The organism is Streptomyces sp. NPDC050504 (assembly GCF_044458065.1).
Lineage (GTDB): Bacteria > Actinomycetota > Actinomycetes > Streptomycetales > Streptomycetaceae > Streptomyces.
Map to the genome: position 1 here is coordinate 817686 of NZ_JBITHO010000002.1, position 15688 is coordinate 833373.

Sequence of the window (15688 nt, forward strand, 5' to 3'; positions counted from 1 at the left end):
CGGCTACCAGGTCACGGGGAGTTCGAGCATCCCCTGGAGGGTGTCGCCGGGCTTGAACGGGATCCGTTCGGGGGGCGCCGCGAGCCGCAGGCCGGGCAGCCGCTCGAAGAGCGTCCGCAGGGCGATCTCCATCTCCGCCCTGGCCAGGTTCTGCCCCAGGCACTGGTGGACGCCGAAGCCGAACGCCACGTGGTGGCGGGCCGGGCGGTGCCAGTCGAGGGTGTCGGGCGCCGCGAACGCCGTGTCGTCGCGGTTGATGACGGACGTGGAGAACACCACGCCGTCGGACGCCTCGATGCGGGCCCCGGCCACCTCGATGTCCTCGACCGCGACCCGCAGCATGCCGTCCGCGATCGACAGGAACCGCATCAGCTCCTCGACGGCCGTGGGCAGCAGCCCGGGGTCGTCCCGCAGCTCGGCCAGCTGCTCGGGGTGCTGGAGCAGCGTGAAGGTGCCGAGCGAGAGCATGTTGGCGGTGGTCTCGTGCCCCGCGACCAGCAGGATCACGGCGAGCGCGGTCAGCTCGTCGCGGTCGTACCCGCCCTCGGCCTCCTGGCGCGCGATCAGCTCGTCGAGCAGTCCGTCCCCGCCGGGGCCGGCGCGCTTGGCGTCGATCAGGTCGCCGAGGTACGCGTCCAGCGCGTCGCGCGCCGCCAGGGTGTCGTCGGCCGTCGGCCCCCGCAGCAGTTGCCGGGACAGCGCCTCGAAGTGGTCGTGGTCCGCGTACGGCACGCCGAGCAGGTCGCAGATGACGATGGACGGCACCGGCAGGGCGAAGGCGTGCACCAGGTCGACGGGCGGCCCCTGCTCGACCAGGGCGTCGATCAGCCGGTCCGCGGTCCGCTGGATGCGGGGCCTGAGCGCGGCGACGCGCTTGACCGAGAAGCTGGGGATCAGCATCCTGCGCTGCGCGTTGTGCTCCGGGTCGTCCACGCCGAGCAGTGCCGTGCGGCGCCTGGTGTTCCCGGCGAAGCGCGCGGAGGGGTGCGGGAAGTCGTCGCGGGTGCGGTCGGAGGAGAGCCTGGGGTCGGCGAGGAGGGTCCGGGCGGCGGCGTGTCCGGTGACGACCCAGACGGCGCGGCCGTCGTAGAGGGAGACGCGGGTCAGGGGGCGGGTCCGGCGCAGCGGCTCGTACGGGGCGGGCGGGTGGTAGGGGCAGGTGCGGTCCTGGGGGAAGGCAACGGGGTCGGTCATGATCACCTCACGGGCGGAGGGATGCGCTCCTTGCACTTGCCATTAGATGCCTGGGGCAGCTAATTCTCCATGGGGGGTTCGGCCATTTCGTCCGGGCCGGTGTTCGCCGGGCGGGGGAGGGGCGGCATGCCTACGCTGGGCCGTGGGCACCCCGGCGGGACCGGCCGGAAGCGTTCGAAAATCCTTCCGGGATTTCTCGGCCGGGAGCGATGAGTTCCGTGCCGGGCCGTGGTCTACCCCTGTGTGAGAACGGCCGGAACGGCAAGCGCCGTACGGCTCCCCGGAGAGAAGAGAGACCGCTCATGTCCACGAAGATCTTCGTCAACGTCGCCGTCAAGGACCTGGAGGCGTCCAAGGCGTTCTGGGGCAAGCTCGGGTACTCCTTCGACCCGATGTTCACCGACGACAACGCCGCGTGCCTGGTCTTCAGCGAGGAGATCTACGCGATGCTGCTCGTCGAGCCCTTCTTCCAGGGCTTCGCCACCAAGGAGATCACCGACACCGCGACCCACAACGAGGTGCTGCTCTGTCTGTCCGCCGACAGCCGCGCCGAGGTGGACGAGAAGGTCGACGCGGCGCTCGCGTCCGGCGGTTCCCCGGCGAAGGAGACCATGGAGGACGGCCCGATGTACGGCCGCTCGTTCCTGGACCCCGACGGCCACCACTGGGAGTACATGTTCATGGACGTGGCCGCCATGGCCGCCATGGGTGAGGCGGGCGGGGCCCCGGACGCCTGAGGGCCGGGCCGGGACCCGGGCGGGCTCAGCCCCTGCCGCCGCCTCCGTAGGCGACGCCCGTGAGCTGCTCGGACGCCACCCAGAGGCGCTCGGCCGCCACGTCGTCGCGGGTCCACGGCGCCCGCCAGGACGGGGCGGGCGCCCCGCGCAGCCCCAGGGGCCCGGGGCCGAAGAACGCGTCGGGCCGCACCCCGGGCGCGGTGGCGGCGTAGAGGGTGGGCAGGGCCCCGGACGCGGCGGGCTGTGCGATCAGCCGGTTGCCGAGCGCGAAGAACCGCTCGGCCAGCGCGCGGCCCTCCATGCGCGCGCCCGCGGTCTGCAGGTTGGTGTCCGCGTAGCCGGGGTGCGCGGCGGCGGCGACGACCGCGGCGCCCGAGCCCTTACGCGCTCCCGATCCCGCGCCCGCTCCCGCGAGGCGGCGCGCCAGTTCGTGCGTGAAGAGCAGGTTGGCGCTCTTGGAGCGGGCGTAGGCGACCCAACGCCGGTAGCGGCGCTCGCTGTTGAGGTCGCCCATGTCGACGTTGGCCAGTGCGTGCAGCCCGCTGGACACGTTCACCACGCGGGCCCCCGGCACGCCCGCCAGCCGGGGGAGCAGCAGCCCCGTCAGCGCGAAGTGCCCCAGGTGGTTCACGCCGAACTGGGTCTCGAAGCCGTCCGCCGTGCGCCCGTACGGCAGCGCCATGACGCCCGCGTTGTTGATGAGCAGGTCCACCGTCCCGTACGGGAATCCGGCCGCGAACTCCCGTACGGAACCCAGGTCCGCGAGGTCGAGCGGCAGGAACTTCGCCTCGGCGCCCGGCACTTCGCGGCGGATCAGCTCCTCGGCCGCCCTGCCGCGCGCCTCGCTGCGGCACGCGAGGACCACCCGCGCGCCGCGCCGCGCCAGTTCGCGCGCGGTGGCGAGCCCGAGGCCGCTGTTGGCGCCGGTCACCACGGCGGTGCGGCCGCTCTGGTCGGGCATGTCGCCCGCGCTCCAGCCCTTCTTGCCCTTCGTGCCCGTCCCGGCTCCTGCCTTCGCCTTCGTCATGCGGCACAGGGTACGGGCCGGGGCGCGCGGGGCGAACGGGTCGGACAGGACGGCCGGGGAGGCGGTGGTGCGGCCGGGTCAGGCCGATGCGCCCCCGTCGACGACGAGGTCCGTGCCGACCACCGATGCGGCGGCGTCGGACGCCAGGTAGAGCACGGCCGCCGCGACCTCGTCCAGCGAGGACACCCGGCCGAGCGGCGACTGCTCCTTCATCCGTACGGCCCGCTCGGCCTCGCTCTCGCCGGGCAGCAGCGACATGCCGGTGTCCGAGGCCCCCGGGCTGACCGCGTTGATCCGCACCCCGTCCCCGATGTGGTCGAGGGCCGCGCCCCTGGTCAGGGCGGAGACGGCGGCCTTGGACGCGGCGTAGGCGGCGAGGCCGGGGCGGCGGGCGTGGGCGCCGAGGTTGGAGGAGACGTTGACGATCGCGCCGCCGGTCTCCTGGCCGCGCATCTGGGCCGTCTCGGCCTGGAGGGCGTGCAGGACGCCCGTGACGTTGACGTCCAGCAGGGTGTGCCAGTCCGCCTCGGGAAGCTCGGCGATCGGGCCGCCGCCCCGGAAGACGCCCGCGTTGTTGACGGCGACGTCCAGCGAGCCGAAGCGCTCGACGGCACGGGCGACCAGGGCGCGCACCTCGTCGGACGAGGAGACGTCGGCGGTGACCGCGAGCGCGGTGCCGCCCGCCCGCTCGATCAGGGCGACGGTCTCGGCGAGCGGCGCCGCGGTGCGGCCCGCGACGGTCACCGATGCGCCCTCGGCGGCGAAGGCGAGCGCGAGGGCGCGGCCGATGCCCGAGCCCGCACCGGTGACCAGGACGGACCTGCCGGTGAAGCGGTGGTGGGCGGTGGTGGACATCCCGTACTCCTTATAATTGACCGAACGTTCCATAATTTGGGCAGGCGGAAGGACGCGGTACCCGCGTACGAGTCCCGGTGGTGTCAGTCGAGCAGCTTCAGCGCCTCTTCGGCCGCGTCCCTGATCCGCTCGGGCCCCGCCGGCACCTTGCCGACGACCCGGAAGCCCTGGAGCAGCACCAGCAGCAGCCGGGCGAGCGCGCGCGGGTCGCGGTCCGCGGGCAGCTCGCCCGCGTTCCTGGCGCGCACCAGCGCGGAGTGCAGCAGGGTCTCGATCTGCTCCCAGCTGCGCTCGACGCGGCGCGCCGCGGCGGGGTCGTGCGGGCCCAGCTCGCTCGCCGTGTTCGTGACGAAGCAGCCGCTCGCCCGGTGCGGCTCGCTCGCGGCCTCGGCGGCGAAGCGGCGCACCACGGACCGTACGCCCGCCAGTGCGGAGCCCGAGCCCGACAGCTCCTCGACGAGCGTCGGGTCGCGGGTCTCGGCGTACCGGTCGAGCGCCTTGAGGTACAGCTCGTGCTTGTTGCCGAAGGTCGCGTAGATGCTGGCGCGGCCGATGCCGAGGTGGGCCACGAGGTCCGCCATCGACGTCGCCTCGTAGCCGCGCCGCCAGAAGAGCTCTAGGGCCGACTGGAGCGCGGCGTCCGGATCGAATTCCTTGGTCCTGGCCACGGAAGGACTGTACGACTTATTGGAACGGTCGGTCAACTATGGGGGCGGGGGCGGGAGTCCGCGAACCTCAGGGTTGGCTCAACTCTCCGGGGATTCATGGACGTACCAACGGTCCCGTCCCTAGGGTCGGGATCATGCCCGACATCACTCTCACCACCGTCGTCCTGCTCTGCGTCGCCGCGGCCGTCGCCGGCTGGGTCGACGCGGTGGTGGGCGGCGGGGGGCTCCTGCTCATCCCCGCGCTGCTCCTTGGAATGCCGCAGGTCAGCGGCCCGCACGTGCTCGGCACCAACAAGGCGGTGGCGATCGTCGGCACGACCGGCGCGGCCGTCGCCTACGCCCGCAAGGCCCCGGTCGACGTGCGGACCGCCGTGCGCATCGGGATCTTCGCCCTCGCCGGATCGATGGCCGGGGCGTTCTTCGCGGCCGGGATCAGCAACGACGTGCTGCGCCCCATGATCATGGTGGTGCTGGTCGGCGTCGCGGCGTACGTCATGCTGCGCCCCGCCTTCGGCACGGCCCGCCCCGTGGACCGCTCCGAGCTGCCCCGGCGGCGCGTGCTGACCGCGATCGTCCTGGTCGGCGGCGGGCTCGGCCTCTACGACGGGCTGTTCGGCCCCGGCACGGGCACGTTCCTGGTGCTGGCGCTGACGGCGGTGCTCCACCTGGACCTGGTGACGGCGTCCGCGACCGCGAAGATCGTCAACGTGTGCACCAACGTGGGCGCGCTGGCGATGTTCGCCTACCAGGGCGTGGTGCTGTGGCAACTGGCCGGGCTGATGGCGGTGTTCAACCTGGCGGGCGGCCTCGTGGGGGCGCGGATGGCGCTGAGCAAGGGGAGCGAGTTCGTCCGGGGGGTGCTGCTGGTGGTGGTGTTCTCGCTGGTGGCGAAGTTGGCGTTCGACCAGTGGGGGTAGGGGCGCGCGGCGCGTGAGGGCCGCGCGCCCCTGACCCGTTGCGGTCAGTCGTCGAGCGCGTCGAGCACCTTGCCCAGGTCCACGAACTTGAAGTTGGTGGCGGGGCGGTCCTGGTCGCCGGGCGCGTCGTGGCCGTCCTGCACGACCAGCAGGCCGTTGGGGTACTTGGCGCCGAGCGGCTGGTTCAGCACGGCGGCGCCGTCGCACTCCTCGGAGCCGTCGAGCGCGGCGGGCGCGGGCGCGGCGGTGACGCGGAAGCCGCCCTCGTACTCGTTGTCGTCGGACAGCTCGCGGTCGTACGCGGCGAAGGTGTTGTCGCCCTGGCTGGAGGCGAGGAGGTAGCCGTCGCCGTCCTTCTGGTGCAGCAGGGTCAGGCCCTCGACGTCGGCCGTCAGGTGCGTGCCGCCGTAGCCGGGGTCGGCGCCCGGGACGCACTCCTCGGTCGTCTCGTCGTACGTGCCGGGGACGCCGTACTCGCGGACCTTGTCGACCAGCTTCGGGGTGCCGGTCAGGTCGGCGCGCAGCCGCCAGATGCCGACGTCCTCCTGGCCCGCGTACAGCGTGCCGTTCGCCGGGTCCACCACCATGCCCTCGACCTGCGGCAGTTCGCCCGGCTCGGCGCACGGCGACCACGAAGTGCCGTTCGGCAGCCGGAAGGAGGCGGGCAGGTCGAGCGTGCGGACCTTGCGGTAGCCGACGGTGCCGTTCGGGCGGGCGGTCAGCTCCAGCAGCCCGATGCGGGTGCGCTCGCGCTGGCTGACCGCGGCGTACGAGCGGCCGGTCGCCGGGTCCGTCCAGGTCGCCAGGCCGTACGCGGTCCGCTGGTCGTTGATCTCGCCCTGCGAGGCGGAGAAGACCGGGGGCGCGGCGGGGTCGGTGACGTCGGTCAGGGGGCCGCCGGGGCGGTCGCGGTCGATGCGGTAGACGCGGAGGCGGTCGCTGCCCCGGTCGCTGGTCACGGCGAGGTCGGCGCGGCCCGACGGGAGCTTCACGCCGTGCACGAGGTCGACGTTGTTGAACCGGCCGGGGGCGTCGTCGGGGCCCGGGGCGGCGGGGGCCGCGATCGACTGGACCTCGCGGGCGTCGAGGTCGTAGACGCGCAGGCCGCCCTGCTTGGCGGTGGCGATGACGAGGCTGCGGCCGGGGGCGGCGGGGTTGCGCCAGATCGCGGGGTCGTCGGCGTCGGCGTCGCCGCCCTCGGCGTCGTCGTGGAGCGGGGCGGTTTCGGAGGTGGGAGCGAGGCCGGGGAGGGCGGGGGCGCGGTGCGCGGCGGTGGCGGGGTCCGCCGCGAGGAGGGCGACCAGCGTCGCCGAGAGGAGGGCGGTTCTGCCGAAGGCGCGGCGGGGGGTGCGGTGCATGAGGTTGAGGGTCCCTTCATGGCGCGGACATGACCGGGCAACTCTGGGAGCGGTGCGTGAAGGTTTCCTGACGGGGGGTGGGGCGGGGCGTGAACGCAGGGGGGCGCGTGGTTCCGGGGCGGGGCGGGGCGGGGTGGGTGGGGTGGGGTGGGGCGCGTGGTCACGTGCGGGCCGGTGGCGGGCCGGTGGCGGGCGAGAGCGGGGCGGACGCGCGACGCAACCGCCCGTCCGCCCGCCCCGTCCGCCCCCGGCAACGGACCTCGGCCTACCGCACCGCCGTGAGGTGGGCGTACACCACCACGTTCCCCCGGTACCCCACGCCCTCCTCGAACCCGCCCCCGCAAGTGATCACCCGCAGCTCCGAGCCCTCCGCAGCCCCGTACACCCGCTCGTCCGGAAACGACTCGTTCTCGTAGACCTCCACCGCGTCCACCGTGAACACCGCGGTCCGCCCGTCCTTCCTGACGACCTCGACCGCGTGCCCCTTCTCCAGCGTGCCGAGGCCGTAGAAGACCGACTTGCCGCGCTCGTTGTCCACGTGGCCCGCCACGATCGCCGTGCCCGCCGCACCCGGCGGCGGGCCGTCCTTGTACCAGCCCACGACGTTGCGGTTCGCCGCCGGCGGCACGTCCAGGCTGCCGTCCCGCCCGAGGCCCAGCCGGACGAACGGCGCGTCCACCCCGATGTGCGGGATCCGCAGCCGTACGGGCGCCGACGGCCGCAGCGGGTCCGCCGCGGGCGGGGTCCCGGCGGCGTGCTGCCCGGGGCCCGCCCTGAACGCCCCGCCCGCCGCCACCGGCTGCGGCGGCAGTTGGGTCTCCGAGCCGTTCTGGACGAGCCACACCCCGCCCAGCACGGCCACGCCTATGAGCCAGCCCTTGGCCCTGCCCGACGCCACGCCGCTACACCCGGCCGCCGCGGGGCGGCCCCGCCGTCCGTACCCGCACCCGCACGTCCCGGACCCCCACGCCCGGCCCCCCTGCGCCCCGGACCTCCACGCCCCGGCCCTCCATGCCTGCCCCCCTACGCCCCGGCCCCCTGTGACCTGCGCCGCAGCCACCACGCGCCGCCGCCCGCCGCGGCGGCGAGCACCGCGAAACCGGCCGCCACCTGCACCCGGTCGGGTCCCACGCTGCCGCCGACCCCCGTGTTCACGTGGCCGCTCGGCCCCGACGCCTTGACCGTCAGCTCGCCCGTGGCCAGCGCGCCGTCGTCGCACCGCACGTCGATCGAGTACGACCCCGGCTGCGCGCTGTGCGGGACCGTGAACTGCCCGACCACGACCTCCTTGTGCGTGCCGACGGACAGGTCGAACGAGCCCGCGCCCAGCGAGCCCGTGTCGCCCTTGCCGTGCCCGTCGGGGCCGCAGGCGGTCGTGTTGACGGTGATCATCGCGCCCCGTACCCCGGTCGAGGGGTAGACCTCCAGCGCCTCGGGCCGCGGCGAGTCCCCTGGCAGCCCGGCCGCGACGGTGATCGCGGGGACGACGGCGGGCCCGGCGGCGACCTCGGTGACGGCGGATCCGGCTTCGGCGGATCCGGCTTCGGCGGGCCCGGGGGAGACCGCCGCGAAGGCGGACGTCGAGGGCGCGGCGAGCGCGGCGGCCGCCGCGACGGCCAGCGCCGTACCGGTCAGCAGGCGGGCGGGGCGGCGGCAGTGCATGGCGGTCCTCCGGGGAAGCGCGAGAGTCTTCCTACTGAAATAGGGGCCGCGCTCCCGTGCCCGCCTGTCGGGAACACGTCGAACGCCCCGTTACTCGGAGTCGTAACCGCAGGTCAGAGGCGGTGCGAAAGATCCGCACCGCCTCCTGGCCGAATGGGTGATCACCTCACCCGCAGGCCCCTTCGCATACGGGCGCCCCGCTCACACCTCGTCCCACGCCACCCCCTCGTACGCCTCCCGCACCCCCTTCATCAGCTCCTCGTCCACCGCGAGCTCCCGCTCCCCGATCCGCCCCACCGGCGCGATCCCCCGCGCGTTGGTGACGAACGCCGCGTCGTACGCTCCCGCCGCCAGCTCCTCCAGCGTCACCCGGCGCCGCACCGAGGGCAGCAGTGGCGCCAGCAGCTCCATCGTGGTGCCGCGCAGCTGCGGCGCGTCCGGCCACACCACCGAACTCCCGTCCCAGAAAGCCATGTTGGCGACCGAGCCCTCGGTCACCGTCCCGTCGGGCAGCGACAGCAGCGCGTCGTCGTGCCCCGCCTGCTCGGCGAGCACCCGGTGCCGGGTCTGGCCGAAGCTCCCCAGGTGCTTGACGTGCGGGAACTCCCGGGCGAACGCCACCGGCAGCAGGCTCCTGGCCCCCGGCGGCATGTCCATGGGCGGCCGTACGGTGACCAGTACGTCATCGGGCCCGTACCCGTACACCCGCACCGCCGCGTCCCCCGCCGAGACGCCCGCCCGCGCCAGCGCGCCGCGCACCAGCTCCCGCACCCGCTCCCCGTCGAGCGGCGCCCCGAACAGCTCGCGGTGCCCCGCGTCGAGCCGGGCGGTGTGCAGCGCGATGCCGCGCACCCGGCCCGCCCTGACCTGCATGGCGGTGAAGTGCGCATAGCCGTTGAAGGCCGCGGCGCGCAGTCCGGCGTCGTCGGCCGCGGCCCGTCCGTTGATCTCCATGTGGTCCACGGCGGTGCGGCCCGCCTGGTTCGTGTCCAAGGACAAAGTCCCTCAACTCCTCGAATCGGAGGTCGTTTCGGAGGTCGTGCCGAGAATCCTGCCAGGTGCGCTTGACCTCAACCATGGTTGAGGTAAGAGCCTCTTCCCCATGGACACCACCACTGCCGCCACGAAGGCGCCCCTGAAGCTCGCCGTCGTCCTCGCCAGCAACCGCGAAGGCCGCTTCGGCCCCGTCATCACCGACTGGTTCCTCGGCCGCGCCGCCGAACGGCCCGACATCCAGGTCGAGTTGATCGACCTCGCCGAGCACGACCTGCCGACCTCCCTCACCTCCAACCCCACCCCCGACGTCCAGGCGACCCTCGCCGCCGTCGGCCCCAAGCTCGCCGACGCCGACGCCTTCGTCGTCGTCACGCCCGAGTACAACCACTCCTTCCCCGCGTCCGTGAAGTCCCTCATCGACTGGCACTACGGCGAATGGCGCGCCAAGCCCGTCGGCTTCGTCTCCTACGGCGGGCTCTCCGGCGGCCTGCGCGCGGTCGAGCAACTGCGCCAGGTCTTCGCCGAGATGCACTCCGTCACCGTCCGCGACGTCGTCTCCTTCCACAACGCCTTCGGCGACTTCGACGACGAGGGGCGCCACAAGGACCCGGCGGGCGCGGACGCGGCGGCCAAGAAGCTCCTGGACCAGCTCTCCTGGTGGGGCGAGACGCTGCGCGACGCCAAATCCGTCCGCCCGTACGCCGCTTGACGGCCGACGGGACCCGAACCCCATGCTGATCACACTCCTGCGCGAGCGGCTGCGGCCCTACCGCAAGCCGCTCGCCCTGGTCGTGGCCCTCCAGTTGGTCCAGACCCTGTCCACCCTCTTCCTGCCGACCGTCAACGCCGACCTCATCGACGAGGGCGTGCTGCGCGGCGACACCGACCGCGTACTCGCCCTGGGCGGCGTGATGCTCGCCGTCACCCTGCTCCAGATCACCGCCGCCGTCGCCGCCGTGTACGTCGCCTCCCGCATCGCCATGGGCGTGGGCCGCGACCTGCGGGCCGCCGTCTTCTCCCGCGTCCAGGACTTCTCGGTGCGCGAGGTCGGCCGCTTCGGGGCCTCCTCGCTGATCACCCGCACCACCAACGACGTCCAGCAGGTGCAGCTCCTCGCGGTACTCGGGCTGACCGTGCTGGTCGCCGCCCCGCTCACCGCGCTCGGCGGTACGGCGATGGCGCTGCGCCAGGACGTGCCGCTCGCGCTGCTCCTGCTGCTGTTCGTGCCGCTGCTCGGCGGCGCGGTCGGCCTGCTCATCCGCCGGATGCCGGGGCTCTTCCGCACGATGCAGACCCGCGTCGACCAGGTCAACCGCATGATGCGGGAGCAGATCGGCGGCATCAGGGTCATCCGCGCCTTCGTCAGGGACGGCCACGAACAGCGCCGCTACGCCCGCGCCAACCGCGAGCTGATGGACGTCGCGCTCAAGGCGGGCCGCGTCCAGGCCCTGATGTTCCCCACCGTGCTGCTGGTCTGGGAGTTCGCCACGGTCGCCCTCATCTGGTTCGGCGGCCGACGCATCGACTCGGGCAGCCTGGAGGCGGGCGCGCTCATCGCCTTCCTCTCGTACCTGATGCAGATCCTGATGGCCGTGATGATGACGCTGTTCCTGCTGATGCAGGCGCCGCGCGCACAGGTCGGCGCCGAGCGCATCAAGGAGGTCCTGGACACCGAACCGTCCGTGGTGGAGCCGACGGCGCCCGTCACCCGGCTGCACGGCGGCGGACAACTCGACCTGAGAAACGTCGACTTCAGCTATCCGGGCGCGGAGGAGCCGGTCCTGCGCGGCATCTCGCTCACCGCGCGCCCCGGCCGCACCACCGCCGTCATCGGCTCCACGGGCTCCGGCAAGACCACCCTCCTCCACCTGATCCCCCGACTCTTCGACGCGACCGGAGGAGAAGTGCGGGTCGCGGGCACCGACGTCCGCACGGTCGCCCCCGGGACGCTGGCGCGGACGGTGGGTCTGGTGCCGCAGAAGCCGTATCTGTTCTCGGGGACGGTGGCGTCGAACCTGCGGTACGGGAAGCCGGACGCGACGGACGAGGAGCTGTGGCACGCGCTGGAGGTGGCGCAGGCGGCCTCGTTCGTGCGGGAGCTTGAGGGCGGGCTGAACGCGCCGGTCGCGCAGGGCGGCACGAACGTCTCCGGCGGGCAGCGCCAGCGGCTGGCGATCGCCAGGACGCTGGTCCAGCGTCCTGAGATCTACCTCTTCGACGACTCGTTCTCGGCGCTGGACTACGCCACGGACGCGGCGCTGCGGACCGCGCTGGGACGCGAGACGCGGGACGCGACCGTCGTCATCGTCGCCCAGCGCGTCTCCACCATCCGCGACGCCGACCGCATCGTCGTCCTCGACGAGGGCCGGGTCGTGGGGACCGGCAGCCACCACGAGCTGATGGCGGACAACGAGACCTACCGGGAGATCGTGCTCTCCCAACTCTCCGAGGAGGAAGCGGCATGAGCACTCCGGTGAAGAAGGGCGCACCGGCCCGAAGGGGCCCCGCGGCCACGCCCCGCACTCCCGGGACGCCCGGCACCCCGTCCCTCGAACGCTCCCTGGACTTCCGCACGTCCGGGCTGCGGCTGCTGCGCATGACGGCCCCTGAGCGCGCGCTCCTGACGGCGCTCCTCGCGGCGGGACTCGCCGCCGTGGTCCTGACCGTCGTCGGCCCGAAGCTCCTCGGCCACGCCACCGACCTCGTGGTGAGCGGCGCGCGCGACCCGGGCGGCGTCGACTTCGACGCGGTGGGCGAACTCCTCGCGATCGTCCTGGGCGTGACGGCCGCCGCCGCCGGATTCACCTGGATCCAGATGCGGTTGACGATGAAGGTCGTCCAGCGGGTGGGCTACCGGCTGCGCGAGCTGTCCGAGACGAAGCTGGCGCGGCTGCCGCTCTCCTACTTCGACGGGCAGCCGCGCGGCGAGGTGCTGTCGCGCACCACCAACGACATCGACAACGTCACACAGACCCTCCAGCAGGCGCTGAGCCAGATGGTCCGCTCGGTGCTCACCGTCGTGGGCGTGCTGGCGATGATGTTCTGGATCTCGCCGCTGCTGGCACTGGTGACGCTGGCGACGGTCCCGCTGTCGATCGTCACGGCGTGGCTGATCGGCAGGCGCTCGCAGCCTGAGTTCGTGAAGCAGTGGGCGGTCACGGGCCGCCTGAACGGCCACGTCGAGGAGATGTACACGGGCCACGCGCTGGTGAAGGTCTTCGGCCGGGGGCGGGAGGCGCGCGCCACGTTCGACCGCCACAACGAGGACCTCTACGAGGCATCCTTCAAGGCGCAGCTCATCTCGGGGATCATCCAGCCGGCGCTGACGTTCGTCGGCAACCTCAACTACGTGCTGATTGCCGTGATCGGCGGCCTGCGCGTCGCGTCGGGCGCGCTCACGATCGGCGACGTGCAGGCGTTCATCCAGTACGGCTACGAGTTCAACGGGCCCGTCACCCAGATCGCGGCCATGGCCAACCTCCTCCAGTCGGGGGTGGCGTCGGCGGAACGGGTCTTCGACCTGCTGGACGCGGAGGAGGAGACGGACGACGACGTGGCCGGCGGGCTCCCCGCCCGGGTCGAGGGCGCGGTCACCTTCGACCAGGTCGCGTTCCGCTACGAGGCGACGAAGCCGCTGATCGAGGACCTGACGCTCAAGGTCGCCCCGGGCGAGACGGTCGCGATCGTCGGCCCGACGGGCGCGGGCAAGACGACCCTGGTGAACCTCCTGATGCGGTTCTACGAGGTGACGGGCGGCCGCATCGCGCTGGACGGCGTGGACATCGCGACCCTGCCGAGGGAGGAACTGCGCGCACAGGTGGGGATGGTGCTCCAGGACACCTGGCTGTTCGGCGGCACGATCGCGGAGAACATCGCGTACGGAGTGGCGGGCGACGTCTCCCGGGAACGCGTCGTGCACGCGGCGAAGGCCACCCACGCGGACCGCTTCATCCGCACGCTGCCGGACGGCTACGACACGGTGATCGACGAGGAGGGGGCGGGGCTGAGCGCGGGGGAGCGCCAACTGATCACGATCGCGCGGGCGTTCCTGACGGAACCGTCCATCCTGATCCTGGACGAGGCGACGAGCTCGGTCGACACCCGTACGGAGGTGCTGATCCAGCGGGCGATGAACTCCCTGCGGGAGGGCCGCACGTCGTTCGTGATCGCCCACCGCCTGTCGACGATCAGGGACGCGGACGTGATCCTGGTGATGGAGGCGGGCAAGATCGTGGAGCAGGGCAGCCACGAGGAACTCCTGGACGCGAACGGCGCGTACGCCCACCTGTACGCGGCGCAGTTCGCGGGCGCGGCGGCTTGAGGAGTGAGCGCATCAAGCCCCCGCCCCCGCCCCCGCATCCGCCCCGACCCCCGCCCCGCTCGGCAGCGTCACCGTCACCACCGCGCCCACCCCGTCCTCGCCGTTCCGCAGCCGGACCTCCGCATCGATCACCGCCGCCTGGCCCAGGGCGATCGTGAGGCCCAGGCCCGTGCCCCTGCCCCGTTCCGCCGTGCCCGTCACGAAGCGGCGCGGGCCCTTCTCCAGGAGTTCTTCGGGGAAGCCGGGGCCCCGGTCCCGCACCGTCACCGTGCGGCCGTCCACCCGCACCTCCACCGGGCCCGCCCCGTGCCTGCGCGCGTTCGTCAGGAGGTTCGTGAGGATCCGCTCCAGGCGGCGCACGTCCGTACGGACCGACTCACCGGCCGGGAGGGAGACCTCCAGGCCCGAGCGGCGCGCTATCCCCTCCACCAGGGGACCCAGCCCGCACACGTCGAACTGCGGCTCCTCCGCCCGCGCGTCCAGCCTCGCCACCTCCAGCAGGTCCTCCGTCAGCACCCGCAGCGCCGCCACCCTGTCCCGCACCAGCTCCGTCGGACGGCCGTCGGGCAGCAGCTCCGCCGCCGTGTGCAGGCCCGTCAGCGGCGTGCGCAGCTCGTGCGCCACGTCCGCGGTGAACCGCTGCTCCGCCACGATCCGCTCCTGGAGCGACGCCGCCATCGTGTCGACCGCCGCCCCCAGCTCGGCCACCTCGTCCCGGCGGCCCCCGGGCCAGACCCCCGTCGTGCCGCCCGTCCGCGCGTCCAGCTCCCCCTCGCTGATCCGCCGCGCGGTCGCCGCCGTCGCCCGCAGCTTCCGGCTCAGCCTGCTCGCGATCACCGCGCCGCCCAGCGCGGCCAGGCCCACCACGACCGTGCCCCAGATCAGCAACTGGCGGTCGAAGTCCGCCAGCTCCGCACGCTCCTCCACCAGCGGCAGCCGCACCGACAGCACCTGGCCGTCCGCCATCGGGCGCGCCGCCCACACCGAGGGCGCGGCGCCCGACAGGTCCACGAACGTGCTGCGGCGGCCCGCGAGCGCGGACGCGCGCAGCGCAGGCGGCAGCGCGGGGGAGTCCACCGCCGCACCGCTGTCCGCGCCGTCCACCTGCCCCGTCAGCTCGTACACCTGCCGCAGCCGCACCAGCTGCGCGACCGCGTTCGACCGCGCCGCCGCGTCCACCTGCTCGGCCCGCGAGTGGTGCATGAGCAGCCCGATCGTCACGGCGACCGCCGCGCAGCCCAGGGCGAGCAGCGCGGCTATCTTCCGGCGCAGGCTCACTCCGATTCCCCGTCCGCGGCGCTCTTCGACGGCTCCGGATAGTTCTTGATGTCGCTCACCGTCGACAGCCGCTCCCCGTCCCACCGGTACCGCACCGCCTGCTCCGCCCCGTCGTCGGCCGCGCCGCGCACCAGCAGGTCGGTGCCCACCGCCTCGACGGCGAGGCGCCGCCCGGTCGTGTACAGCACCGGCACCAGCAGCTCGCCCCGCGCCCGGTAGACCGCCACCGCGCTGCGCCCGCTCTCCAGGTCGGCCGCGACCACCAGCTCGGCGTGCCCGTCCCCGGTCAGGTCGTGCAGGACGGGCGGCCGGACGCCGGCCCGGCCGGGCCGGTCGATGCGCGGCTTGTCGCAGCAGGCCCTGGCCTTCGGATCGGCCCGTACGACCTCGCGCACGTCCAGCGCGGCGAGCCCGCCCGCCGGGATCCTGACCCCGGCCAGCGGGCGCGGCGCGGGCTGCTGCCCGGCCACCGCCGCGCCGCCGGGCTCCGATGAGGACGCGTCGGACCAGGCCGGCCACAGCGCGGCGGGCGAGGGCTGCGCGGCGACGGCGGGCACGGCATCGCCCTCGGCCAGCCCCGACGGCGCGGCGCACCCGCCGAGCAGCGGCACGGCGCAGACGGCGGCGGCGGTGAGGGCCCGGAGGGCGGTGCGGGAGCGGTGGGTCACCCGGTCG

The 15688-nt window shown here is 73.7% G+C and carries 15 protein-coding genes; 5 read left to right on the forward strand and 10 right to left on the reverse strand.

What is annotated here, in order from left to right; all coding sequences use genetic code 11:
- Window positions 1-3: 3 nt before the first annotated feature.
- Window positions 4-1194 carry a cytochrome P450 gene (locus ACIBNE_RS09460; RefSeq protein ID WP_399270879.1) on the reverse strand — a complete coding sequence of 397 codons (1191 nt, stop codon included), beginning with the start codon at window positions 1192-1194 and terminating at the stop codon, window positions 4-6.
- A 302-nt stretch (window positions 1195-1496) separates the two neighbouring features.
- Here ACIBNE_RS09460 and ACIBNE_RS09465 point away from each other — a divergent pair, with 302 nt between their 5' ends.
- Complete coding sequence (locus ACIBNE_RS09465; protein ID WP_399270880.1) at window positions 1497-1931, forward strand: VOC family protein; 435 nt, start codon at window positions 1497-1499, stop codon at window positions 1929-1931.
- 25 nt (window positions 1932-1956) lie between these two features.
- On the opposite strand, the gene ACIBNE_RS09470 is transcribed toward ACIBNE_RS09465, so the two are convergent.
- From ACIBNE_RS09470 to ACIBNE_RS09480, 3 genes are all read right to left on the reverse strand, one after another.
- The gene (locus ACIBNE_RS09470) at window positions 1957-2958 is read right to left on the reverse strand and encodes an oxidoreductase (RefSeq protein ID WP_399270881.1); all 1002 of its coding nucleotides are present in this window, start codon (window positions 2956-2958) and stop codon (window positions 1957-1959) included.
- Window positions 2959-3036: 78 nt separating this feature from the next.
- Entirely contained in the window at window positions 3037-3813 is a 777-nt protein-coding gene (locus ACIBNE_RS09475; RefSeq protein ID WP_399270882.1) for an SDR family NAD(P)-dependent oxidoreductase, read from the reverse strand.
- An 83-nt stretch (window positions 3814-3896) separates the two neighbouring features.
- On the reverse strand, window positions 3897-4481 hold the full coding sequence (locus ACIBNE_RS09480; protein WP_399270883.1) for a TetR/AcrR family transcriptional regulator: 585 nt from the start codon (window positions 4479-4481) through the stop codon (window positions 3897-3899).
- A 134-nt stretch (window positions 4482-4615) separates the two neighbouring features.
- Between ACIBNE_RS09480 and ACIBNE_RS09485 the strand changes: the two genes are divergently transcribed.
- On the forward strand, window positions 4616-5398 hold the full coding sequence (locus tag ACIBNE_RS09485) for a sulfite exporter TauE/SafE family protein (RefSeq protein ID WP_399270884.1): 783 nt from the start codon (window positions 4616-4618) through the stop codon (window positions 5396-5398).
- A gap of 44 nt (window positions 5399-5442) precedes the next feature.
- Here ACIBNE_RS09485 and ACIBNE_RS09490 read toward each other — a convergent pair whose 3' ends face one another.
- The 4 genes from ACIBNE_RS09490 to ACIBNE_RS09505 form a co-directional block, all read right to left on the reverse strand.
- Window positions 5443-6756 carry a phytase gene (locus ACIBNE_RS09490; protein WP_399270885.1) on the reverse strand — a complete coding sequence of 438 codons (1314 nt, stop codon included), beginning with the start codon at window positions 6754-6756 and terminating at the stop codon, window positions 5443-5445.
- Between the two features lie 265 nt (window positions 6757-7021).
- Window positions 7022-7654, reverse strand: coding sequence for a class F sortase (locus ACIBNE_RS09495; RefSeq protein WP_399270886.1), 633 nt, complete (start codon window positions 7652-7654; stop codon window positions 7022-7024).
- Between the two features lie 125 nt (window positions 7655-7779).
- On the reverse strand, window positions 7780-8418 hold the full coding sequence (locus ACIBNE_RS09500; RefSeq protein ID WP_399270887.1) for a hypothetical protein: 639 nt from the start codon (window positions 8416-8418) through the stop codon (window positions 7780-7782).
- Window positions 8419-8619: 201 nt separating this feature from the next.
- Window positions 8620-9411, reverse strand: coding sequence for an aminotransferase class IV (locus tag ACIBNE_RS09505; protein ID WP_399270888.1), 792 nt, complete (start codon window positions 9409-9411; stop codon window positions 8620-8622).
- 109 nt (window positions 9412-9520) lie between these two features.
- On the opposite strand from ACIBNE_RS09505, the gene ACIBNE_RS09510 reads away from it, so the two are divergent.
- The 3 genes from ACIBNE_RS09510 to ACIBNE_RS09520 are packed head-to-tail and all read left to right on the forward strand — an operon-like array spanning window position 9521 to window position 13735.
- Window positions 9521-10123, forward strand: a complete 603-nt coding sequence (locus tag ACIBNE_RS09510) for an NADPH-dependent FMN reductase (RefSeq protein ID WP_399270889.1) — start codon at window positions 9521-9523, stop codon at window positions 10121-10123.
- Window positions 10124-10145: 22 nt separating this feature from the next.
- Window positions 10146-11879, forward strand: coding sequence for an ABC transporter ATP-binding protein (locus ACIBNE_RS09515; RefSeq protein ID WP_399270890.1), 1734 nt, complete (start codon window positions 10146-10148; stop codon window positions 11877-11879).
- Window positions 11876-13735, forward strand: a complete 1860-nt coding sequence (locus tag ACIBNE_RS09520) for an ABC transporter ATP-binding protein (protein WP_399270891.1) — start codon at window positions 11876-11878, stop codon at window positions 13733-13735. Before ACIBNE_RS09515 ends, ACIBNE_RS09520 begins: the two co-directional genes overlap by 4 nt.
- A gap of 12 nt (window positions 13736-13747) precedes the next feature.
- Here the strand turns inward: ACIBNE_RS09520 and ACIBNE_RS09525 are convergent, their stop codons facing one another.
- Window positions 13748-15013, reverse strand: a complete 1266-nt coding sequence (locus ACIBNE_RS09525; protein WP_399270892.1) for an ATP-binding protein — start codon at window positions 15011-15013, stop codon at window positions 13748-13750.
- Window positions 15010-15681, reverse strand: coding sequence for an FG-GAP repeat protein (locus ACIBNE_RS09530; RefSeq protein WP_399270893.1), 672 nt, complete (start codon window positions 15679-15681; stop codon window positions 15010-15012). The genes ACIBNE_RS09525 and ACIBNE_RS09530 overlap by 4 nt, the downstream gene beginning before the upstream one ends.
- Window positions 15682-15688: the final 7 nt, after the last annotated feature.